Source organism: Photobacterium malacitanum (genome assembly GCF_900185615.1).
Lineage (GTDB): Bacteria > Pseudomonadota > Gammaproteobacteria > Enterobacterales > Vibrionaceae > Photobacterium > Photobacterium malacitanum.
In genome coordinates, this window is sequence record NZ_FYAK01000003.1 from 77,576 (window position 1) to 101,696 (window position 24,121).

19 protein-coding genes are annotated in these 24,121 nt (G+C 35.6%); 14 read left to right on the top strand and 5 right to left on the bottom strand.

All coding sequences use genetic code 11. From position 1 onward, the window contains the following. The 4 genes from PMAL9190_RS09775 (at position 1) to PMAL9190_RS09790 (ending at position 4,435) form a co-directional block, all read left to right on the top strand. Positions 1–597 carry a sugar transferase gene (locus PMAL9190_RS09775; protein WP_087845030.1) on the top strand — a complete coding sequence of 199 codons (597 nt, stop codon included), beginning with the start codon at positions 1–3 and terminating at the stop codon, positions 595–597. Further along, positions 594–1,220 carry an acetyltransferase gene (locus tag PMAL9190_RS09780; protein ID WP_087845031.1) on the top strand — a complete coding sequence of 209 codons (627 nt, stop codon included), beginning with the start codon at positions 594–596 and terminating at the stop codon, positions 1,218–1,220. Before PMAL9190_RS09775 ends, PMAL9190_RS09780 begins: the two co-directional genes overlap by 4 nt. Positions 1,221–1,229: 9 nt before the next feature. Further along, a complete protein-coding gene (locus tag PMAL9190_RS09785; RefSeq protein ID WP_087845032.1) occupies positions 1,230–2,408 on the top strand; it encodes a DegT/DnrJ/EryC1/StrS family aminotransferase in 1,179 nt (392 codons plus the stop codon). A 113-nt stretch (positions 2,409–2,521) separates the two neighbouring features. Continuing rightward, positions 2,522–4,435, top strand: coding sequence for a polysaccharide biosynthesis protein (locus tag PMAL9190_RS09790; protein WP_087845033.1), 1,914 nt, complete (start codon positions 2,522–2,524; stop codon positions 4,433–4,435). A 322-nt stretch (positions 4,436–4,757) separates the two neighbouring features. Here PMAL9190_RS09790 and PMAL9190_RS09795 read toward each other — a convergent pair whose 3' ends face one another. The 5 genes from PMAL9190_RS09795 to PMAL9190_RS09815 all read right to left on the bottom strand — a co-directional run bounded on the left by PMAL9190_RS09795 (position 4,758) and on the right by PMAL9190_RS09815 (position 10,245). Beyond that, entirely contained in the window at positions 4,758–5,729 is a 972-nt protein-coding gene (locus PMAL9190_RS09795) for an OmpA family protein (RefSeq protein WP_087845034.1), read from the bottom strand. A gap of 353 nt (positions 5,730–6,082) precedes the next feature. Next, positions 6,083–8,305 (bottom strand): YjbH domain-containing protein, encoded by a 2,223-nt coding sequence (locus PMAL9190_RS09800; RefSeq protein ID WP_087845035.1) that lies wholly within the window; start codon positions 8,303–8,305, stop codon positions 6,083–6,085. Then, positions 8,305–9,084, bottom strand: a complete 780-nt coding sequence (locus tag PMAL9190_RS09805; protein ID WP_087845036.1) for a capsule biosynthesis GfcC family protein — start codon at positions 9,082–9,084, stop codon at positions 8,305–8,307. Before PMAL9190_RS09805 ends, PMAL9190_RS09800 begins: the two co-directional genes overlap by 1 nt. Before the next feature lie 14 nt (positions 9,085–9,098). Then, the gene (locus PMAL9190_RS09810) at positions 9,099–9,821 is read right to left on the bottom strand and encodes a YjbF family lipoprotein (protein WP_087845278.1); all 723 of its coding nucleotides are present in this window, start codon (positions 9,819–9,821) and stop codon (positions 9,099–9,101) included. 133 nt (positions 9,822–9,954) lie between these two features. Further along, entirely contained in the window at positions 9,955–10,245 is a 291-nt protein-coding gene (locus tag PMAL9190_RS09815; protein WP_087845037.1) for a hypothetical protein, read from the bottom strand. Between the two features lie 572 nt (positions 10,246–10,817). Here PMAL9190_RS09815 and PMAL9190_RS09820 point away from each other — a divergent pair. The 10 genes from PMAL9190_RS09820 (at position 10,818) to rffG (ending at position 24,114) form a co-directional block, all read left to right on the top strand. Then, positions 10,818–11,960, top strand: coding sequence for a polysaccharide export protein (locus PMAL9190_RS09820; RefSeq protein ID WP_087845038.1), 1,143 nt, complete (start codon positions 10,818–10,820; stop codon positions 11,958–11,960). Between the two features lie 160 nt (positions 11,961–12,120). Then, positions 12,121–12,561: an arsenate reductase/protein-tyrosine-phosphatase family protein gene (locus PMAL9190_RS09825; RefSeq protein ID WP_087820979.1), complete on the top strand. Its 441-nt coding sequence runs from the start codon at positions 12,121–12,123 to the stop codon at positions 12,559–12,561. Between the two features lie 645 nt (positions 12,562–13,206). Beyond that, positions 13,207–15,384, top strand: a complete 2,178-nt coding sequence (locus PMAL9190_RS09830; RefSeq protein ID WP_087845039.1) for a polysaccharide biosynthesis tyrosine autokinase — start codon at positions 13,207–13,209, stop codon at positions 15,382–15,384. A 1,038-nt stretch (positions 15,385–16,422) separates the two neighbouring features. Next, complete coding sequence (locus PMAL9190_RS09835; RefSeq protein ID WP_087845040.1) at positions 16,423–17,658, top strand: oligosaccharide flippase family protein; 1,236 nt, start codon at positions 16,423–16,425, stop codon at positions 17,656–17,658. Next, positions 17,655–18,671: an FAD-binding protein gene (locus tag PMAL9190_RS09840; protein ID WP_087845041.1), complete on the top strand. Its 1,017-nt coding sequence runs from the start codon at positions 17,655–17,657 to the stop codon at positions 18,669–18,671. Before PMAL9190_RS09835 ends, PMAL9190_RS09840 begins: the two co-directional genes overlap by 4 nt. An 8-nt stretch (positions 18,672–18,679) precedes the next feature. Then, entirely contained in the window at positions 18,680–19,783 is a 1,104-nt protein-coding gene (locus PMAL9190_RS09845) for a polysaccharide pyruvyl transferase family protein (protein WP_087845042.1), read from the top strand. Position 19,784: 1 nt separating this feature from the next. Beyond that, positions 19,785–20,975, top strand: a complete 1,191-nt coding sequence (locus tag PMAL9190_RS09850) for a hypothetical protein (protein ID WP_087845043.1) — start codon at positions 19,785–19,787, stop codon at positions 20,973–20,975. Next, positions 20,947–22,182, top strand: coding sequence for a glycosyltransferase family 4 protein (locus PMAL9190_RS09855; protein WP_087845044.1), 1,236 nt, complete (start codon positions 20,947–20,949; stop codon positions 22,180–22,182). Before PMAL9190_RS09850 ends, PMAL9190_RS09855 begins: the two co-directional genes overlap by 29 nt. Continuing rightward, the gene (locus tag PMAL9190_RS09860; protein ID WP_087845045.1) at positions 22,151–23,059 is read left to right on the top strand and encodes a glycosyltransferase family 2 protein; all 909 of its coding nucleotides are present in this window, start codon (positions 22,151–22,153) and stop codon (positions 23,057–23,059) included. Before PMAL9190_RS09855 ends, PMAL9190_RS09860 begins: the two co-directional genes overlap by 32 nt. Then, positions 23,056–24,114 (top strand): dTDP-glucose 4,6-dehydratase, encoded by a 1,059-nt coding sequence (rffG, locus tag PMAL9190_RS09865; RefSeq protein ID WP_087845046.1) that lies wholly within the window; start codon positions 23,056–23,058, stop codon positions 24,112–24,114. Before PMAL9190_RS09860 ends, rffG begins: the two co-directional genes overlap by 4 nt. Positions 24,115–24,121 lie beyond the last annotated feature (7 nt).

Here is a 24,121-nt window from a genome sequence, read left to right on the forward strand (position 1 = left end):
ATGAAACGTCTATTCGATATTATTGTTTCTATTATAGCGTTAATTTTATTATCACCTGTTATTGCTATTACTGCTTATTTTATTAGGAAAAAATTGGGCTCTCCGGTGCTATTTCGTCAAGTACGTCCTGGATTAAATGGTAAGCCATTTGAGATGATAAAATTTCGTACAATGCGCGATGCGGTTGATAAATACGGTAACGCATTACCAGATGAAGAGCGAATGACTGCTTTTGGTCATAAGCTACGAAATAGTAGCTTGGATGAATTACCAGAATTATTAAACGTATTAAAAGGTGATATGAGTCTTGTTGGGCCAAGACCATTGCTGATGCAGTATTTACCACTTTATAACCAGCACCAGCAACGTCGTCATAATGTACGGCCTGGTGTAACGGGATGGGCTCAAATAAATGGCCGTAATGCTATTAGTTGGGAACAAAAATTTGATTTAGATATTTGGTATGTTGATAATCAATCATTTATTTTAGATTTAAAAATTCTATTCTTAACGGTTAAGAAAGTGTTAATAAAAGATGGAATTAGCGCTGATGGGCATGTCACAATTGAACCGTTTAAAGGGACAAAGCCAGAGTGAAAAAATTAGCGATTGTTGGGGCTGGAGGCCATAGCAAAGTCGTTGCTGAAATTGCGCAGTTAAATGGATGGACATCATTAGATTTTTTCGATGATCGTTGGCCAACATTAACGCAATTTAGTGATTACACTGTAGTGGGGAATATCCAGTCACTTTATAAAAATATTGGTGATTATGATGGTGTGATTATTGCTATTGGTAATAATGAAATAAGAGCTAAATTATATTTAGCATTGGCAACTCAAGCCGCTAATTTTATTTCATTAATTCATCCACGAGCAGTGATAAGTACACGAGCAAAAATCGGTCATTGTACTGTCATAATGGCTAATGTAGTGATAAATCCAGATGTAGTTATAGGCAATAATTGTATAATTAATAGTAGTTCAGTGATCGAACATGACTGTTTTATTAGTGACCATGTCCACATTTGTCCTAATGTTGCTCTTGCTGGTGAAGTGAGAGTAGATAAAAAGACGTGGATAGGTATTGGTTCTACCGTTATTCAGCAAATAAATATTGGTAAGAATGTATTCGTTGGCGCAGGAACAACAGTAATCCATGATATACCAAATGAATTAAAAGTTGTTGGTACGCCAGCAAGAGAAATAACGAATAACTAGGAGCTTAATGTGCTTAATACCCCTTTTTCGCCATGGCCTTCGTTTACAGAACAAGAAGCCAATGCTGTAAGTCGTGTTTTATTATCTAATAAAGTAAATTATTGGACGGGCACTGAATGCCGCCAGTTTGAAAAAGAATTTGCTGAGTGGGTTAAGTGTGATTATGCGATTGCATTAGGTAATGGAACACTGGCTTTAGATGTTGCTTTAAAAGCTATCAATATACAGCCTGATGATGACGTAATTACAACCCCTCGAACATTTTTAGCCACAGCATCATCTATTGTAACTGCTGGTGCAAATCCTATTTTTGCTGATGTTGATCTAAATAGCCAAAATATTACCGCAGCATCTATTGAAGCCGTTATAACACCCAAAACAAAAGCTGTCATTGTAGTGCATTTAGCTGGCATGCCTGCTGAAATGGATGAAATAATGGCGCTATCTGAAAAGCATGGTTTCTATGTTATAGAAGATTGTGCTCAAGCACATGGTGCAATGTATAAAGGGCGTGCAGTTGGTACTATTGGTCATATTGGCGCTTGGTCATTTTGCCAAGATAAAATTATGACGACAGGTGGGGAAGGTGGCATGGTGACCACCAATAATCATGATTTTTGGTCGACAATGTGGGCTTATAAAGATCATGGTAAAAGTTATGATGCTATTTATAACCGTCAGCACCCAGCAGGTTTTCGTTGGTTACATGAGTCTTTTGGTACTAATTGGCGTATGACTGAAATGCAGGGCGCTATTGGTCGTATTCAACTAATACGCATGTCAGAATGGACAGAGAAGCGCCAACAGCATGGTAAAATGTTAGATGATGCTGTAGCGGATTTTGAGCTTATTCGAACAGTTAATGTACCTGAATATAGTCAACATGCAGAGTATAAACACTACTTATTTATTAGACCTGAATATTTAGCTGAAGGTTGGAGCCGAGATCGTATTGTTGATGAAATTGTAAAATTAGGTGTACCAGCTTATCAGGGGAGCTGTTCTGAAATATACAAAGAAAAAGCATTTGATAATACAGCTTGGCGTCCAACGTATGCTTTACCTAATGCTGTTGAGTTAGGTGAAACTAGCTTAATGTTTTTAGTACATCCAACCTTAACTGCTGATGAAATACAAAAAACATGTGATATTCTTCAGCAAGTTCTAATTAATGCATCTTGTTGTTAGCAGTTTTAGTAAAAAATAAAAGCGGTATTATCCGCTTTTATTTTACATACAAATGTACTGTCTTTAACTTTTAATGAAATAGAAAATAAGTAAAAACTATTCTCTGAGGATGTATGGCTATTATTGATGCTTTTTTCTCTATTCCTAGATCTTATAAACGCGCTATAAGTGTTTGTATTGACCTTACTTTTATACAAATAGCTTTTTGGGGTGCTTTTTGGACTCGCTTAGGTGAGTTTGATCAAACGCGTAGTATTGATTATTGGTACTTAGTATCATTTATTTCAGTACTCACTATTACGTGTTTTATTCGAATTGGCTATTATCGCGCTATTTTACGCTATTTAAGTGTACACGCTATTTTTACATTAGGTGTTGGTAGTTTAGTCTCAACAGTTATATTTATATTAGCGACTTACTTTTTTGGTATTTGGGTTCCGCGTACAGTCGTTGTTATTTATTTAGGTTATTTGTTCATACTCACAGGGGGAGCTCGGCTATCTATTCGTGTATTCTTTGCTCAGCTGGAGATGAAACGTAAGCCAAATGTGATTATTTATGGTGCCGGTGTAGCCGGGCGACAACTGGTTAATTTATTACGTCAAGGTGATGAGCTAAATCCAGTTGCTTATATTGATGATAATAAAAAATTGCAAGGTAATGTATTGCAAGGTTTAACAGTATATAAGCGTGAGAAGTTATCATGTTTAGTATCAAAGTTTGATGTTAAGCAAGTATTATTAGCAATGCCAAGTGCAACCCGTAGTCAGCGTAAAACGATTATTAGTGCCTTAGTTGATCTTCCTGTTGAAGTGCTGTCTATTCCGAATCTTGATGCTATTGTGCATGATAATGTGTCATTAGATCAGCTCCATGATGTACCTATTGAAGATCTGCTTGGTCGTGAATCTGTATTACCTAACGAACAGTTAATGGAAGCAAATATTAAGAATAAGGTCGTGATGGTGACTGGCGCGGGCGGCTCTATTGGTTCTGAGTTGTGTCGACAGATTATTTTACACCAACCGCAAACGTTATTATTGTTTGAACTCTCTGAATTTGCGCTATATAGCATTGAAAAAGAATTATCCGAATATATCGACAAGCGCGGTTTAGTTGTTGAGTTAATTCCATTATTAGGTTCAGTGCAACGGATTAATCGTCTTGAAGCTATTATGACCACTTTTAACGTTGATACTATTTATCATGCGGCTGCCTATAAGCATGTTCCGATGGTTGAATATAACGTTGTTGAAGGTGTACGTAATAACGTTTTTGGTACTTTTTATACTGCTCAAGCTGCAATTAATGCAGGCGTATCTTCATTTGTATTGATCTCTACTGATAAAGCAGTGCGACCAACAAATGTGATGGGTACTACTAAACGTATGGCTGAATTAGGCCTGCAAGCATTAGCTGAGCAAGAAGCATTGAAACCTAATGGTACCCGTTTTTGTATGGTACGTTTTGGTAATGTGCTTGGATCTTCCGGTTCAGTGATCCCATTATTTAAACGTCAGATCAAAGAAGGTGGGCCGATTACAATTACTCATCCTGATATTATTCGCTATTTTATGACTATTCCAGAAGCTGCGCAGTTAGTGATTCAAGCTGGTGCTATGGGTAAAGGGGGAGATGTGTTTGTGCTGGATATGGGCAAACCTGTCAAGATAGTGAGTTTAGCTGAGAATTTGGTTAAATTATCAGGGCTTGAAGTGAAGTCAGAGCAAAACCCATATGGTGATATCGAGTTTAAATATACCGGATTACGTCCTGGTGAAAAGTTATACGAAGAGTTATTAATTGGTGATAATGTTAATGAAACCGAGCATAGTCGTATCATGATGGCTAATGAACGTTTTCTACCATTAATTGAATATCAACAAATTCTTGAACAATTAGATAGTGCTTGCCATGACTTTGAGCACGAACAAATTCGTCAAATATTAATTGATGCTCCTACAGACTTTAAACCAAGTGATGGTATTGGTGATGTTGTTTGGAAACGTAAGCAACTGAATCATTAATTGGTTATTTAAAAAAGCCCAATTCATATTATGAGTTGGGCTTTTTTTTTGCTTCTAGCTCTGTCACACAGTATTTTCCTTATACCAGCCATTATGATCTGCTTATCCTGCTTTCTCGCCACTAGCTACTCGCCACTCATTTACTTATTTGTTTACCTGCTTTTCTCGCTACTCACCACCTGTAATCTTTTATTCTTGTCACTTATCTTTCCATCTTCTCCTAAACGAAAAAATCCGCCATAACCGTGAAGTTATGGCGGATTATTAGCGCTTACTAGTTACCTAATAAATACGCCGTACTAAGCTACAGCATCAGTAATAATTACTGAGCAACAACTTGAGTAACAGTTTCGATGTTTAGCTCAGGAACGATGATGTCAACACGACGGTTTTCAGCACGGCCTTCAGCTGTATCGTTAGAAGCTACTGGATCTAGCTCACCACGGCCTTCGCTAAGAATACGATCTTCACCCATGTTTAGGTGTGCACGTAGTTCTTTAGCAACAGCTTCTGCACGCTCTTCTGAAAGCTTTTGGTTGTAAGCTTCAGGACCAGTGCTGTCAGTGTGACCAACAACAGTGATTGTTGCTTCAGGGTATTGGTTTAGACGCTCTTCGAAAGGCACTAGGTGTGCAGCATCGCCAGCAGTAATTTTAGAACTATCGAACGCGAAAGGTACAGTTAACTTAAGCTCTTCGATTGTTGCTACAGATACTTGATCAACATAAATAACTTCTGGAGCAACAACAGGAGCTGGAGCGCCCCAATGGTATGCTAGAGAAACGCCAGCGAATTGAATATCAGCACCGCCAACATCTTTGTAGTATTGGTACTCAACACGTGTAGAAACGTTGTTGTTGATGTAGTACTCAGCACCAACGCCAGCAGTTGCAGCCCAACCGTTGTCATCGTGAGTTGCGCCGTTTTTAGCGTTCCAATCGTAGTAGAAAGCACCTAGCTTACCAAACACATCGATTTTATCGTTGATAGCGTAAGAGTACTTACCTACAAGGTCAGCACCTTGAGCAGTAAATTTACCTTGGCCATTAGTAACGCTCGCGCTACCTAGGTTAGTGTAACCTACTTCAGCTGCAAACCATGGTGTGATTTGGTAACCAGCGAAAACACCACCAGAAAGGTTAGTGTTATCAAGGTCGATGTTGTTAGTGCTGTCTTTGATGTCGTAGAAGCTATTACCTAAACGAGCACCAGCATAAAACGGGTTATCTGTTGCAGCATTTACCGCGCCAGATACAAGAAGAGCAAGAGGTAGTACTAGAAAAGTTTTTTTCATAATATTTGCCGTATTTTCCTAATTGTAATAGATCCGACTTAAGCCGGTAATTTTCGCACTATTATATGAAAGTGCTTGTCTATACCCTACAATAACAAATGCTATCGGGATATATTTTTCATATATAATAATGCATTTTTTTTGAATGACATAGCAATTAAACGCTGTTTCATTTTTTTTGGGTTTTAGAGTGTAACAAGCTGTTAATATGGAATTATTTATACCTTTTTGGTATTTTTTATTGGTGTTATTTGCTGTTAATGCAATCGTAAAAAGTGCGTATTTATAAAAATGAGTCGAATGGTGACAAAAATCGATAACCCACGAATGAGTTATCGATTTATTGACTCAATTTAATTATTAAACGCTTTGCGTCCGCTCCATGGTTGGCGTCCATCGGTTAAGTCATAAAGGTGATATTGACGGCCTAGCATTTGACCACCATCACGATTCATTGGTAACCATGAGATATGGGCACGGCTAGTGCTTGGCTTAACGGTTAGAATGTCAAATGGAATTGAGACATAGAAACCTTTATTAAAGCTACCTTCACCATATTCTTCTGCCGTCATACTGGTTTTAGAAATAAAGGCACCGGCGATAATGCCGCTATCAAATTGCTTTGAGAAATCGATAGTGACGCCAGTATCTTCGGCTAAATAACGTCCAGCACTGACTTTTAGTAACGTATTAGGTAACCATTGCCATTGCGGTTGGTAATATGCGGTTAAATTACCGGTTGTAGTACCCGTTTGAACTTCATATGGACGGCCTAAATGATCATCGTATTGGTTTTGATCTTTAAAGAATCCAAATGCTGAATGCGGATCACGCTGCTTAACATAATTGACATCAAGCCCTAATGCCCAATTACTACCAACAGGGCGGTAAAGCACTTCGCCACCAACGCCACCAAACATCACTTCTAAATAACCCGCATACGCTTGGGCATACCAATCACTTGATAGTTGATCTAGCCACGTTAGCTGTAAGTTATTCATACGTAATGTGTTATCAGTAATGTACTGACGCACTAAAGTACGCACACGTTTATTATGAGTACCATCAGGCGGAATATCGTATTTAAATTTATCGTAGGTATCGTAGAGGTTTAAATACACCGAGCCACCAACAGTGAAGTGGTTATTAAACCAATAGTCAGCACTGGCCGTAACCCCAACATTAAACATGTAGAAGCCTTCAGAACCGCCTAATGATTGCTGCAGAGTCGGCGCTACACCCACGTTCCAGTTCTGATTAAGATCAACCATTTGCTGACCTTGAATGGTGCTCGGTGCAACCGTGGTACGACTGTCATCAATATGACTGCCGATATAATCATTGTTAGCGACTTGCAGTAGTTGCTGACGATTCAAAATAGTTTCTGTGATCGGCTGGTTAGCCACTGTTTCAATAATGTTGAATTGTTCAACTGCAGGCGCTTGGTTATTTAATAAAATTCCGGCGCGCAATTGGGCTTGATCACGATCGCGATATTTAACCTGCTCGGCAACCACAGTAATGCTATTGTCGCCATGTTGGTAAATAGTTGGATTTTTATAACCAGCAATTTTTTCAACATTTTGAGCTAACTGTTGCCATTGCTCGGTAGTTAAATTATTTGTTGTCGGCGTCGTTGCTACCGTTGGCATTGGCTCATCTAACCAACTGGCTTTAAGTTGATTAAAGTTAGTATTAACACTTAAACCAAAGCTAACAGTCGTGCCACGCTCATAACTGATATTTGCCGTTGCCCAATCACTTAATTGATAGACGGCACCAAAATTAAATGGTGATTTAGACGTCATATCATGGCCACGATTAGCACGAAAATCATCAGTATAATCGTTACCGTCATACTCTAATTTTATCTGTAATGGTTGCCACGGAGTTTGGTATTCAACACCACCATAAAGAGCAGCATTGCCTTTAAACCAACGTTGAGTATCAAAACTACCGCCGTTATTTTTGACGCTATTGTCACGATCGCAAAAAGTATCACTAACCTTACAAAATGGGTTAGTGATGTTGCCACGTTGGCCGATATAGCCCCAACCTAAACCAAGCGTGAAATCTAATGGGCCGACACGTTTATTGGCAGCAATGAATTCGCCATCAAATAAGCCTGTACCGCCAAGGTCACGAATACCGATCGCGACTTCTGGTAACCAATAAGATTCTTGCCATAAACGGACTTTGGCATCGATACCTTTATCTGTGTATAGGGTATCGCCACTAAAGCTGTGATCACCACTGTAGTAAAGATCCGGCACTTGGGTGTAACGAATAGTCGTTTCTAGCCATGGTAATAGCTGCAATGACGCCCAGTAATGGTGGTAATCACTGCTAATGGTAGTACCAAAAGTAAATTTGCCTTCCTGATGCATACGTGCTGTCGGCATTTGCATTAAACCGACACCGCCGAAATCACTATTGGAATAACGCATTTCAGGGTAGCTAAAGCTATCAGCTTGCGCATGACATAACGGTAATAACGCTATTGCTAATGTCGATAGGGCAAATAACGGACGTTGATAGTGGTGACGGCGAGTTGCAGCCGAGGTGACAGAGTTCATTACAACGTCCTGTTGATTAGCATTGAAGAAATATCATGGTTTAAATCACGATAATCATTAAATAAAGATTGGTAGCCAATATAAATAATTGCGCCAGGGGCAATATCCAAATGAGCTTTATTCCAGTAAGCAATGGGGTGTTGCTGCACTACGCCATCAGGCTGAATAACCGTGACTTCGCTGTTGGCTGCAATATCAAGCGGCGTGATATGGGCTAAATAGTCACTCGCAGCCATTCGTGGTTGCCAATCAAGCTGTTGTGGGGCTTCAATCGCACCAATGACGGTGATAGACGTTGGACGATTAGCCAAATTAAGCTGATAGTTACCGTTTAATAATGGGTTATCAGTGTTATGTAAGCGCACTTTGTCGATATCAATTGCCACAGGTAAGCGCTGAGTTTGAATCTGTTGCTGTAACCATTGCGCGGTATTGGCAAAACTGCGGCTAAGTGCTGCATCGTCACTGTGCTGTTGGCTTAATGTGGTTAGCTGCTTAATTAACCTTGCTTTAGCGCTCGGCACTGTGGTGGTGGTTAAGCTACTGCCAAGCCAATATGGTGCTGTCGCTGTTGTACGCTGCTTAAGGCTATCGCTAACAACTTGTGCTAAGCGTACTGAGTCGGTGTACTGCAAAGTGACAGCGGCTGCCGAATGACCATTAGCGTGTAAGGCAATAGTGCTTTGTGCGATGGCAGGCATAGCAACTAATAAGCACAAACTCGCCATCGCAGCATAGGTGCGTTGGCGAGAGAATAAATTAAAAACTGAACAAGACATAAAAGATGCTACCGTTAGCCAAAAGGTTTAAGAATAGTCATTTCAACATTTGGTAAAGAGGGCGCTAAATATTGCAGGCTCTTTACTACTCTTCCCGTATGTTGCTCAATCCAAAAAGTGTTGCTGTAGTGGCGATCAAGCTGCTTGACGGTGACATTTTCATTAAAACGCAATACCGGCACTGATTTACCGTTAATGGTTAACACTTCAGGTCGCTGAAAAACAAACTCAGAATCAAGTTGATAACCAATGTGGTAACCCGGTTGCCAATCAATTGTGCGCTGCCAAGAGGTAGGCGTTGAGGCTAAATGTAGCCCTAAGCTCAATGGATCTGCTGTTTTAGCGTGAGTACCCAATAAATTACCTTGGGCTAGATTGACGGTTTTTATAATGCGACCACTTTGAGTGATCAACATGCCGTTATCGCTTGCAAGCCATTTAAGTTGAGCGGGAGTATCCGTTGAATTGGCATCATTAATGGTTGCGCCTGTGGCTGTTTCAGCCAAAGCTAATACCATAAAAAGTTGTGATTGGTCGTCAATGCGAACATAGGTGCTGGCATAAGGTAATGCCGCAATTTCATGCGCGGATTTATGAATATCCGCCGTACCGTAGACAGCGACATTAACCGTATCGCTAATACTGGCTATTTTTTGGCTACAGCCAGACGTCAATAAAGTGGCGGTTAAGAGTGCCGCCCAGGTTGAAATAACATCAGAGGTGGTTTTTTTTAGCATTGGGTCGCGCTTCCGATAGGCCATATTAAAGCGAGAGATGGCAATCATCGCCCCTATTTACAAACAGAATAACCGTGACAAGCACGGTTATTTTTTTATTAACCTAAATTTTTATCAGGTCAAACGACATTAATTACTTAGCTGCGCTAACAGAAGTAGATGTAGAAGTAGATGTCGTTGTTGAGTTGGTGTTGCCAGAATCGTTTGCTGCAATAGCAACCGCTGCAACAGCTGCTGCTGCACCAACAACAACTGCAGTTGTTGTACCCGCTGCAGTACCCGCTGCAGTTGTAGTACCCGCTGTAGTACCAGTTTGTGTTGCTGCTGCATCTACTGGTGCAGCGTCATCTGCAACATAACCGCCAGCAAATGCTGGTGAAGACATAGCTAGAGCAGCTAGAAGCACTAATGCATTCTGTTTCATTATGTAAATCCTTATCGATAAAAATAATATATAGACCGTCAATAAAATGACGTTTTATAATGTGATTTATAAAAACACTGAATGGGTAATTATACTGAATAATGGCATAGAGTGGTGTGACATTTTTTTACTTTCTATACAGCGGTGTGCATAAAGTGTGATATTGATCACCGTTATGGAATAATGGATGGAATTGGCCTGATTGATTGGTTGTAAAATATTGAAATTTATGTTTATTGCTTCATTTACAATTAGTTACATGTGGTTGTTTAATGTGATCTAGATAATAAATGGACTAATTTTTATATTTCATTTTATATTGAAATTAAGTAGAATCCGTCAGCAACATAAATGAGCTAAATGAAATTGAAATAAAATCATTGCGCTTTTTTTAGATAGATATGTAAATTACACACTGATTGTTACCACTATATATTCATGGTGTTTATGATTGGCTGTCAACAAAAAAATGATACTTTTTTAAAGCAATTGAGGAGCTGTAACCTTCGGGCGGTAGCATGCTCATTTGAAAATATATCCCCATCCATCAATGCTGAGATGAACTTAATCTAATGGAATTATCAAAAAAAATGCTTGTCACAGCAGTGGCGTCTGTGATGTTAGCTGGCTGTAGTATGCCTGGATCGCATCTTAGCCTTGATGGTAAGCATGTTACTGAAACTAACTCGCAACAACCAACGCTTGATCAGCAAGTCAATGTGTTTCCGCTAACGGTTAACAATGTTAGCCAATTTAAAACGGCTAAAGTTGCTGCACAGGTAAACACCCAGCTTGAACAAGAACTAGCAAGCTATGAATACCATATTGGCCCTGGTGATATTCTTAATATTACGATTTGGGATCACCCTGAATTGACTATTCCAGCGGGTTCTTACCGTAGTGCAAGTGAAGCGGGTAACTGGGTTCATGCTGATGGCACCATTTTTTACCCTTACATCGGTAAAGTGCAAGTCGCAGGTAAAACCGTATCGCAAGTGCGCGCTGACATCGCCCAGCGCTTAGCTGAGTATGTTGAAAAGCCACAAGTTGATGTTAACGTCGCTGCATTCCGTGCTCAAAAAGCTTACGTGACGGGTGAAGTGAAAAATCCAGCCCAACAGCCAATTACCAATGTGCCATTAACGTTGCTAGATGCCATCAATAAGTCAGGTGGATTAGCTGCTGATGCCGATTGGCGTAATGTCACTCTAACCCGTGACGGCAAAGATCAAACCTTATCGTTATATGCACTAATGCAACGTGGCGATTTAAAGCAAAACCGTTTATTACGCAACGGTGATATTGTTCATGTGCCACGTAATGATGCTCAAAAAGTGTTTGTCTTAGGTGAAGTTAAAGAGCCTAAGTTACTTAAAATTGATCGTGCTGGCATGAGCTTAACCGAAGCATTAAGCGGCGTTGGTGGTATTAACGAGTTACAAGCCGATGCTACCGGGGTGTTTGTTATTCGCGCTAACCATGCTGATTTAACAAAAACACCGCATGCGCCTGCGGCAAATATTTACCAGTTAAATATTAAAGATGCGACAGCATTAGTGGTGGGTACCGAGTTTGAATTGCAGCCTTACGATGTGGTGTATGTGACTGCTGCACCCATTGCGCGTTGGAACCGTGTGATTCAACAGTTAGTTCCAACCATTGGCAGCTTTAATCAGCTATCTGAAGGTATGAATTACTACATGAATTTGAAGTAGTTATTAGAGACGAGTTGAAGAGGGGGCAAGATACGAGTGACGAGTAGAAGCGCGTGACGAGAGTACGAAAACCTCCGAATCTTGAACCTCGAATCTTGAACTTTGAAACTCGTACCTAGAAACTCGAAACTCAAAACCTTTAACCTTAGAATCTATCTCTATGTTCAATAAAATTCTTGTTGTTTGCGTAGGCAATATCTGTCGTTCACCCTCTGGCGAACGAATCCTACAAGCAAAATTACCCAATAAACATATCGCCTCTGCTGGTGTTGGCACTGCCAAAAGTGGTTTAGCAGGCAAGCCGGCCGATAAAATGGCAGCGGAAGTTGCACTGGCTCATGGTTATTCTCTTGAAGGCCATCAAGCACAGCAACTGACTAGCGATTTATGTCGTGATTACGATCTGATTTTAGTCATGGAAAAAGGTCATATCGACGCCGTCACGAGCATTGCTCCAGAAGCTCGTGGAAAAACAATGTTATTTGGCCAATGGATTGGTCAACAAGATATTCCCGATCCATACCGTCTAAGTAAAGAAGCTTTTGATCATGCATATGATTTAATTGATCAAGCAGCAACAGCGTGGACGAAGAAATTGTAACTTTCTAACTCCGTCATTCCTTAGAGTGAATGCTAACCCTAACTCCGTCATTCCCTACAGTGAATGCCCGCGAGGGCGATAGGGAATCTACTACCCGCGCGTTGTAGAGTTATTGAATTCACTGGTTTCTTTAACGCTCAATTAAAACCCTCCGTCATTCCCTACAGTGAATGCCCGCGAGGGCGATAGGGAATCTACTATTCGCGCGTTGTAGAGTTATTGAATTTACTGGCTTCTTTAACGCTCAATCAAAACCCTTCGTCATTCCCTACAGTGAATGCCCGCGAGGGCGATAGGGAATCTACTATTCGCGCGTTGTAGAGTTATTGAATTTACTGGCTTCTTTAACGCTCAATTAAAACCCTCCGTCATTCCCTACAGTGAATGCCCGTGAGGGCGATAGGGAATCTACTATACGCGCGTTGTAGAGTTATTGAATTTACAGGCTTCTTTAACACTCAATCACGCTTTGAGTAGATCACGGATAGCTCGTCCCTCACTTCCGAGATGACGAATAATTGGCTAAGTAAAGTTACGAGGGCGAAAGGGAATCTACTACCCACGTGCTGTAAACCATATTTAACTTTTGGATGATGCTTTGGCTCTTCCTCATCTTCTTAAATTTAACATCGGAATATTTTCTTAATGAGTATTGCTCAAAATCCTCAACCGAGTACTTCTCCAGGAACGGATGAAGTCGATATCGGTAAACTGTTTGGCATTTTAATTGATAACCGCTGGATGATTATTATTACCACCTTTATCTTTGCTGTTGTTGGTATCGGTTATGCTTTACTTGCTACCCCAATTTATAAAGCTGATGCACTCATTCAAATTGAAGCCAAAAGTTCAGGTATGCCAGCACTTGGTGGCGATATGGCAGAAATGTTTGGTGGCGCTGAATCAAGTGCTACGACTGAAACTGAAATCATCAAATCACGAATGGTATTAGGTGAAACTGTTGATAAGTTAAACCTAACTACAGTTGTTAGCCCTGAATATTTCCCTTTGGTGGGTAAAGGGTTAGCGCGTTTAATGGGTGAGCAGCACTTTATTAATGTATCACGTTTTAATGTTGCCAATAGCCGTGATCAAGACGATTATCAGATCGTGGTAATCAATGCTGATAAAGGCCAATACCAACTGAATGATAGCGAAGGTCGCAAGATTCTAACCGGTAAAGTAGGCGAGTTAGCGCAAGCAAATGGTTACCAACTGTTTGTAACGGATTTACAAGCAACCAAAAACGCTGAATTCTCATTAGAAAAAATTACTCGCATTGATGCCATTCAAAATCTGCAAAAGAATTTATCAGTAGCAGAGCAAGGTAAACAAACCGGTATTTTGCAATTATCAATGACTGGTGAAAACCGCGCTAACATTAAAGCGATTGTTGATGACATCAGTAAGAATTACTTTTTACAAAACGTCGAGCGCAACTCGGCTGAAGCTGAAAATAGTTTAACTTTCTTAAAGCAGCACTTACCTGAAATTAAAATCCAGCTAATGACAGCAGAAGATAAACTCAATAGCTACCGTCAACAGAATGAATCAGTAGATTTAAGCCTAGAAGCAAAATCAGCGCTTGAAACCATGGTGAGTTTAGAATCGCAACTAAACCAATTAACTTTTAAAGAAACGGATATATCACAACGTTTTACTAAAGAGCACCCAGCGTATATTTCATTAATGGATAAACGCAAAACGTTATTAAAAGAACAAGCACGTTTAAATAAGCGTATTGAAACTTTACCGGCTACTCAGCGTGAAATTTTACGTTTAACCCGTGATGTTGAAGTGAATCAACAAATTTATGTTCAGCTATTAAATAAAGTTCAAGAGCTTAACATTGTTAAAGCAAGCACGGTGGGTAACGTCCGTATTCTTGACGCTGCGCAAGTTTACACTAATGCAGTTAAACCCAAGAAAGCATTAATCGTAGTATTAGCAACCTTACTTGGCGGCATGTTAAGTGTAGCGATTGCATTCTTGCGTGCAGCATTGCACCGTGGCGTTGAAAGCCCAGATGAAATTGAAGCACTCGGTTTACCTGTGTATGCCTCAATTCCATTATCTGCTTGGCAGACTGATTTAGAAAAGAAATTTAAATCAAAACAACAGCTAAATGTTAATCAAGCGTTGTTAGCTGTTTCTAACCCAGCTGATTTATCGATTGAAGCACTGCGCAGCTTACGTACTAGCTTGCACTTTGCAATGATGGAAGCGCGTAACAATATCGTGATGATTTCAGGCCCTAGTCCGGGTATCGGTAAGTCATTTGTATCGGCTAACATGGCAGCTGTTATGGCTAAAGGCGGTCAGCGCGTATTAGTGATTGATGCCGATATGCGTAAAGGCCGTATGGAACGCCAAATGTGTGTTGATAGTAAGCCCGGTTTAGCCGATTACTTAAGCGGTCAACAAACATTAGAGCAAGTGATTAAATCACCTGGTGTTGAAGGCCTTGATTTTATCGCTCGTGGCGCAGTACCGCCGAATCCATCTGAGTTATTAATGCACCCGCGTTTAAAAACGTTATTGGATTGGGCATCTGCAAACTATGACTTAGTGTTAGTTGATACACCGCCAATTTTGGCAGTGACAGACCCTGCCATTGTTGGTGCTCATGCTGGCACAACCATGATTGTGGCACGCTTTGGCTTAAACCCAGTTAAAGAAATCGAAGTCACTAAACACCGTTTTGAACAAAATGGTATTGAAGTTAAAGGTTGTATTCTTAACGCAGTGGTTCGCAAAGCAAGCTCAACTTATGGCGGCAACTATGGTTATTACAACTATAGTTACGCGAGAGATAATAAGTAGAGAGCAGTTATAAGAGTGCGAGTAACGAGTATTTAAAAGCGAGTGAATAATTTTCGCTACTCGCTACTCGCTACTCGCTACTCGCTACTCGCTACTCAGGGGGAAAAAAGGTGGGACCTATTCCCTCAAACCTCTAAATAACAAATAAACTTGTTTCATAAAAAAGCATTAGCTGCGACAGCTAGTGCTTTTTTATGGCTCAAATTTCAGATTTTATGTATAGGTCCTTAAAAACATTGAGTTGAGCTAATGAAATTATTCATTTTTATTAGTATCGGATTTCTTATTTATTTGTTGAGGAAATATGTGGTTTATTTAAGAACTAATCCTTTTTTGTTCTAGCCCAAGTAATAAATGTGGGTAAATATGTGATGGATAAGTAGGTTTGATAGCTTAAAAATAGGAACGTCACTAAAACTCTTCTAAAGCGTCACTAATGACGATAGAGCAAATTGAAAACTGAGAATAAAAAAATTAGTTAAAGTTTATTCTTATTGAATTAACTAAACTTCGTTTTTTAGTAAAAGAAGTACATAATGTGAGCAATGATTCTGCAGGAACTAATAAATATTAATTGTACAAGGCATCTCTATAGCGGATCTTGTATCTAAATTAATAAAATATATTAATCTTGTTGGTTACAAATTACTAAATTATAGTTGGTCATGTGACTTATGTAGATAAGTAGGTTTGAGTGTAAAGTCTATTATAAAAGTACATGAAATCACTTAACCTAGCAGTGACACTTATAACTATTTAAATATGATGTATAAATAGTTATAACATGGAGTAGATGATATTTAATAGTTATTTTAATAGAACTTTATTGGTTTTTTAATAGATGAAAGATTAAAATTATTGATGTTGAACTAGCACTGAAAGAAAGTAATGGTGAGCTGATATATTTTAATGTGTGGAATATATTAATGGGTTTGATAGAATATATTAAAGCATGTTGTATATAAAATATAATCATTACTTTATATATCAATCGACTTTGTTTTTGTTGTTAATCTAGAAAATATTGAACATTTTATAATGAAAAAAATAATAACAATGTTATTTGGAAGTGCAATGATAAATGCTCTTCTCGCTTTTATTGTTCAGGTCATTATGGCTAGAGGTCTTGAACCTCAAGAGTATGGTAAATTAAATACTATTTTAACAATATGTACTCTTCTTGCTCCATTAGCTGCATGTGGTGTTCCTCAAGCACTATTAAAAAAAAGTAGCGAGAAGAACGCATCCAAAGATAATTATTTACAAGCATTTGTCTTGCTTATATTAATTTGTTTTATTATCTGCTTTTTCTTATATGTTTTAATATTAAATATAATCGGATTCAAACCGTCATTATTAATTGTAAGTTTATATAGTTTAATTATAGCACAGGTTTTATATGAAGTTGTTATTTCTATATTTCAGATAAATGGACAATTCAAAATATTATCTTATTGGCAACCAATAATAAATTTAACTAAATTATCAATGATTGCAATTGTTTTTTATTTTGAATTATCAAACGATTGGTATTATATATCATTATTTATTTCAGCTATTAATATTGTGATTTTTTCAATCTATATATTGAAAAAAAATAATCGATGGTATAAAAAAATACCGATAAAAAATACATTAAGAAGGATATATATAGTTAGATATTCATGTGTAGGCTTTTGTATATCTAGCATATTATATTTGATATATTATCAAAGTGATATAATAATACTAAATTATATATCTGGTAATAAAAGTGTTGGTTTATATAGTGTAGCATTTACTATATTATCTGCAGCATACATTTTGCCCAGCGTTATTTTTAATAAATATTACTTACCTTTTTATCATAAATGGATGATCAATGATAAAAAGAAGTTAATTGAAACACATAGAAAGTCAACAGTAATAATGTTTCTAATAGGTGCTTTTACATATATATGTATATATTTATCTTGTGATGAATTTATATCACTGGTTTATGGTTCAGAATACAAAGATTCTGCAAGTTATTTGAAATTGTTGGCTTTAAATATTCCGATAGTATATTTCTATAGCTCTTCTGGTTTAATATTAATGACTGGAAATTTATTGAGTATTAAGTTAAGAGGAATGTTTATAGCTGCTGCTATTAATATTATATTGAATTTAATTTTAGTACCAATATTATCTGTATATGGGGCGATAATATCAACAATAATAGCTAATATAATAATATGTATATTTTATTTTTATTATTCATCTAAAGTTATTAATAATTTAAAGGTTGTTTTGTGAATAACACCAAATTAGAGTTTTTTTTGAACAGTAGTAACACCAAATTTATTAAAAATCATACGCTATCATATGATACATATTTTAAAATGGGGGGGGAAGCTGATTACTTTATTCTTCCTATTAATCAAGAAGAACTTGTTAGCTTAATTGATTTTTTAATAAAAGAAGAATTAAAATATAAGCTGATAGGGGCTACTAGTAATATACTTTTTTTAAATGAACTTAATTATGGGATTATTATTTCCACCAAGTTATTAACTAATGTATTTATATCAAATGTCGATAATACTGTTGAAGTTTCTTCTGGGTATTCATTATCTGATTTCACAAGATTAATGTTGTTAAATGGTTTTGAAGGTTTTGAAGGTTTAGAAGGTATTCCAGGAACAATTGGTGGTGGTATTGTTATGAATGCCGGAGCTTATGGATATGAAATATCACAATACATAGAAAGTGTTAAAATTATAAATGATAATGGGAAAGTTATTAATTTAACAAAAGATGAGTGTAACTTTGAATTTCGAAATAGTATTTTTAAAGGACTCAGTAAATTTATTATATTAAGTGCTAAGTTTAAATGCGTTTGTGGAAAAAGAGATTCAATTGCAAATAAAATGGAGATATATCATATTGCAAGGCACTCTTACCAAGAATTTAGCTATCCAAATTTAGGCAGTTTTTATTCTGTCAAAGGAGATATTTATAAGGATTTTTATAAAAATAATAAGTTATTATATGTGTTTATTAAATTAGCCATTAAAAATCCATTAACTAAATTTATTATGAGAAAAAGACCGTCGAATTATTTCCTTAATAAAATGGCAATAAAATATAATGAGAATATAACTTATCCATTATCACATAAAAGTATTAACATATTAGTAAATAACGGATTAGTTAAATATGAAGATATTGAAAAGCATATTTTAAATATGTCTAAAATATACAATAATTACTCAATAGAAAATGAGATTATAACGACTAATTTATCGGAAAAACAATCTAATAAGTAGGGTTCAAAGTGAAAATAGCATTGATAACGTTACATGCAGCAAATAATTATGGAGCAGTACTTCAAGTATTTGCTATGAAAAAAACATTAGATTTTTATGGGGAAACTAATCTAATTGACTATCGCCCAGAACATGTATTTAACACTTTGAAGCCGATTAGATTTAGTCTTGAAGTTAGATCTATTTTGAGAATAACAAAGGATATATTACGATATAAAGAACGTAAAAAAGTTATTGATAAGTTTTGGAGTTTTATTACAAATAATTTTTCATTAACAGAACGAGTATATAATAAATCTGAAATTGAAAGAGTGCTACATAATTATGATTATGTTGTATCTGGAAGTGACCAAATCTGGAATCCAAATGTTGTGACAGCGGATGGTTCTATTGATCTCAATTATTTTTTAAATTTTGATTTGGAAATTAAAAAGGTTGCTTATGCATCAAGCATGGGCACTTATAAATATAATAAGAATGATGAAAAAATAATTTTAAATTGTTTATCTAATTATAAAGCCATCTCAGTTAGAGAAAAAGATACAAAAAATTATCTGAATAATAAAGCTAATTTAAATGTAGAACATGTTCTTGATCCTACTCTTCTATTAACTAAGTCAGAATGGAAAAAAATAGCAAAAAAACCAGATAATATAAAATACGAAGAATACATATTAGTTTATGCTCTAAAAAAAGATATTCTTTTGAAAAAAGTGATTACTGAGTTAAAAAATAAAACTGGTTTAAAAGTTATAACTATTGATCAGGATCCACTTCTTAATTATAAGCCCGATCAGCATTTAAAAGATATTGGACCAGATGAGTTTGTTTATTTATTCGAAAATGCAAAGTTTATAATTACAAACTCATTTCATGGTACTGCATTTAGCTGTAATTTGAATAAGCCATTTATCGTTACAGAGCCGCCAACAGGAATTAATAGAATTGTTAGTCTATTAAGTATTCTTGGTATGCAAGATAGAGTTGTTAGAAGTGAAGAGTCTTTTGATATTCATGATTTAATTTTACCTATAGACTTTGATAGTATGAATGAGAAATTGAATTTAGAACGTCATAAATCATTAACATTTCTTCGTGAAAATATGAAATAAAATGAAAAAGCAAGTTGTAATTCTATATTGTCAGATATTAATTATAATGACATTCCCATCGCTATTTATGGGAATGTTTAGTCTGTCATCTTTATATGTAGGAATGATTTTTTCTTCTTTTTTGTTATTGATGTTTAATGTTAGATTTTTGCTATATATAAGAATAACACTAAAGTCGGTAATACTATTATGTTTATTATTATTGTATGTATTTATTCAAAGTTCATATATATATATATATCATGATGTGTTTAAACCTATATTTTCATTATTGTCTTTTGTTTTAATGTTAATTTCAATTTTTGCTTTATCAAAAAGAATTAGCAGATTATCACAAGATGATTTAAAAAAAGTTATCATTTTATTGTTTTATACTTTTTTGTTTTTGGGTTATTTCTCTTTATTAAACATTAATATTGGGCCTTATACATTTATGGAAAAGCCCGTTTTTCCATTTAAAGAACAGAGCCATTTTGCATTAATTATCGGTCCTTTTTTAATTACTTATACTTACATTTCATCAAATAAAAAAGTGCTGTTTTCTATAATTGCAACATCACTATTAGCTTTATTATTTCCTAATTTAACATTATTGCTATTTTGTTCTATTTCATTATTTGTATACTTTTTTAAAAATATTTCCGGAATAAAAACTTTACTTTATTTTCTCTGTGGTTTAATTATCATTTCTATTTTTTTAAATGCAATATTTAATATTGAGTACTTTAGTTCTAGGTTATCAATGTCAAATGAGAATTTAACAACTCTAGTTTTTATACAAGGATGGGAGTTTATTACTTATTATTTGTTAAAAACAAATTTTTTAGGTGTTGGATTTCAATCATTAGGTGAAAGTTATCTTGATGTCCCGGAGATTAGCTATTTAATAAGTAAAATATATGGTGATTTTTTTAATATATCTGATGGCGGTTTTTTAGCCTCAAAAACAATAAGTGAGTTAGGATTAGTTGGAATATGCTATTCTATATCTTATTTGTTTTTTATATTTAAATTGATTCTAAATGGATTCCGCTATAAAGGGAATGAAAGTATAGGAGCAATAATTATATTTTCATTTTTAGTTGAGATGTTCTTTAGAGGGTATGGTTATTTTTCACCAATGTTATTTCTTGTTTTAAGTTTTTATTTTATTGAGTATTTAGATGATAAAAAACATTGTCATTATAAATGATTATGCAAATATTAATGGTGGTGCCTCGCAGGTTGCTATTAATTCAGCATATTTATTTGCAAAGAGTGGGTATAAAGTTACTTTTATTTATGGTTGCGGTTATCCTGATAAATTATTAGAGCATGAGAATATTGAGAAAATAAATCTTGGGCTATATGATTTATTAACTGAACCTAATAAATATAAGGCGATGATTAATGGATTATTCAATTATAGAGTAAAGAGTAGAGTATTTAATATATTAAGTAAGTTCTCTTGTTGTGATAGTATAATCCATATTCATTCTTGGACGAAGACTCTTTCGTCTTCAGTTTTTTCAGCAGCAAAAAAATCAAAAATAGATGTATTCTTAACACTTCATGATTATTTTTCTATTTGTCCTAATGGTGCATTATTCGATTTTAAAAAAAAGAAAATATGTAAGTTTACTCCATTATCTATTTCTTGTTTTAAATGTGATTGCGATTCAAGAAGTTATATATATAAAGTTTGGAGATATATAAGACAAATTATTTTGAAATATCAATTTAATGGTGATTATATTACATATATTCCTGTTTCAAAATTTAGTTTTTCTATATTAAATAGATATTTAGTTAATTGTGATGTTAATAATATTGTTTACAATCCTATTAGGAGTGTCCCTTCTAGTAAGGTAGCTGTTTCTACTAGTAAAAATATGTTATATGTCGGTAGGTTAGAGGTTGAGAAAGGTGTTGACTTCTTAATATCAAATTTTGATGATGATTTTTTTGTATTAAATATTGTTGGTTCAGGTAGTATCAAAAATATTTTTGACACAAAAAAAAATATTAAATATTTAGGGTGGTTAAACCAAAATGAAGTTATTAATGAATTTAGGAAAGCGAGATTCTTAGTTTTTCCATCTGTTATATATGAAACTCTGGGGTTGACTGTTTTGGAGGCATTTTCTCTTGGTGTTCCTGTCCTAATATCTAACGTCTGTGCTGGTACTGAATTTGTTAAAGATGGTTATAATGGTTTGATTTATAACGTAAATGACTCTAAGGATTTTCTGTTAAAATTAGAATTATTAAAAAATGACAAATTTATTGAGGAGTTAAGTGTTAATGCATTTAATACTTACTGGAATAATCCATTTACAGAAAGTAAATATATAAAAAATATTATATCTATATATCATAGGAAATTAAATGAAGGTATCAGTAGTCATTCCAGTTTATAATGGAGGAGATTTATGGGCTGAATGTGCTGAATCCATAAATCAACAACGGAATTTGACTTTTAATGTGTTTGTCATTGATTCATCATCAACTGATAATAGTCAGGAAATATCTAAGAAATATAATTTTAATTTAATAGTTATACCAAAAAAAGAATTTAATCACGGAGGTACAAGAAATTTAGGTATTACACTTTCTCATGATTCTGATATTATTGTTTACTTAACTCAAGATGCTATACTAAATGATTCACTAGCTCTCTTTAAAATTGTAAATATATTTAGAGATAAAAAAATATCTGCTGTTTGTGGACGTCAAATTCCTCATGTTAATTCTAATTTATTAGCTAAACATGCTAGAATTTTTAACTATCCAGATTCTGATATATTACGGACAAATAAAAATAAACATACAATTGGTATTAAATCAGTTTTTATGTCTAATTCTTTTTCAGCTTATTTACGTAAAGATTTAATTTCAGTTGGTGGGTTCCCTAAAAAGACAATATTGTGTGAAGATATGTATGTTTCTGCAACTATGCTTAAAAATAACTATAATACATATTATACTTCTGAGGCAATTGTCAGGCACTCACATAACTATACAGCACGGGATGAACTAAAAAGATACTTTGATATTGGTGTTTTTCATTCGATGGAACCTTGGATACAGAATGAATTTGGTGGTGCTGGAGGGGAAGGATATAAATATGTTATATCAGAAGTTAAATATTTATATAAAAATAATAAAAAACTTATACCTAGATCTATTTTAAATAATACTTTTAAATTCCTAGGTATGAAGCTGGGAAGTAAATATAAATACATGCCTAAGAAAATTATAAATATTTTAAGTATGCATAAGGGATATTGGAAATGAAAATTTTAGTTACTGGCGGTGCGGGTTTTATTGGCTCTGCAGTTGTACGTCATATTATTAACAATACCCAAGACAGCCTTGTTAACGTAGATAAATTAACTTACGCTGGTAACTTAGAATCATTAGTTGATGTAGAAAACAATGATCGTTACGCCTTTGAGCAAGTGGATATTTGTGATCGAGCAGAGCTAGATCGCGTTTTTGCTGAGCATCAACCCGATGCTGTTATGCACTTGGCCGCTGAAAGCCATGTTGATCGTTCAATCGATGGTCCTGCAGCTTTTATTGAAACCAATATCGTTGGCACTTATACCATTTTAGAAGCAACTCGTGCTTACTGGAATCAACTAGATGAAACTCGTAAAACAGCATTTCGCTTCCATCATATTTCAACCGATGAAGTGTATGGTGATTTGGAAGGTACTGATGACTTGTTCACTGAAACAACATCCTATGAGCCATCAAGCCCGTATTCAGCATCTAAAGCATCAAGCGATCATTTAGTCCGTGCATGGCTTCGTACTTATGGTTTACCAACGATTGTAACTAACTGCTCAAATAATTACGGCCCGTATCATTTTCCTGAAAAATTAATTCCATTAATTATTCTCAATGCCTTAGACGGTAAAGCATTACCTGTTTACGGTGATGGGATGCAAATTCGTGATTGGCTATATGTAGAAGATCATGCATCAGCACTGTATACCGTAGTCACTAAAGGCGAAATTGGTGAAACGTACAATATTGGCGGTCACAATGAAAAAGCTAATATTGAAGTGGTAAAAACAATTTGTTCACTACTTGAAGAGCTTGTGCCAAATAAACCGCAGGGCGTAACAGAATACCAAAGCTTAATTACTTATGTAACAGATCGCCCAGGGCATGATGTCCGTTACGCAATTGATGCTTCTAAAATTGCCCGTGAACTTGGTTGGAAACCGGCTGAAACGTTTGAATCTGGTATTCGTAAAACAGTTGAATGGTATTTAGCTAATCAAAAATGGTGGAGCCGAGTATTAGATGGCTCATATAACCGTGAGCGTTTAGGTAACTAATTTATCC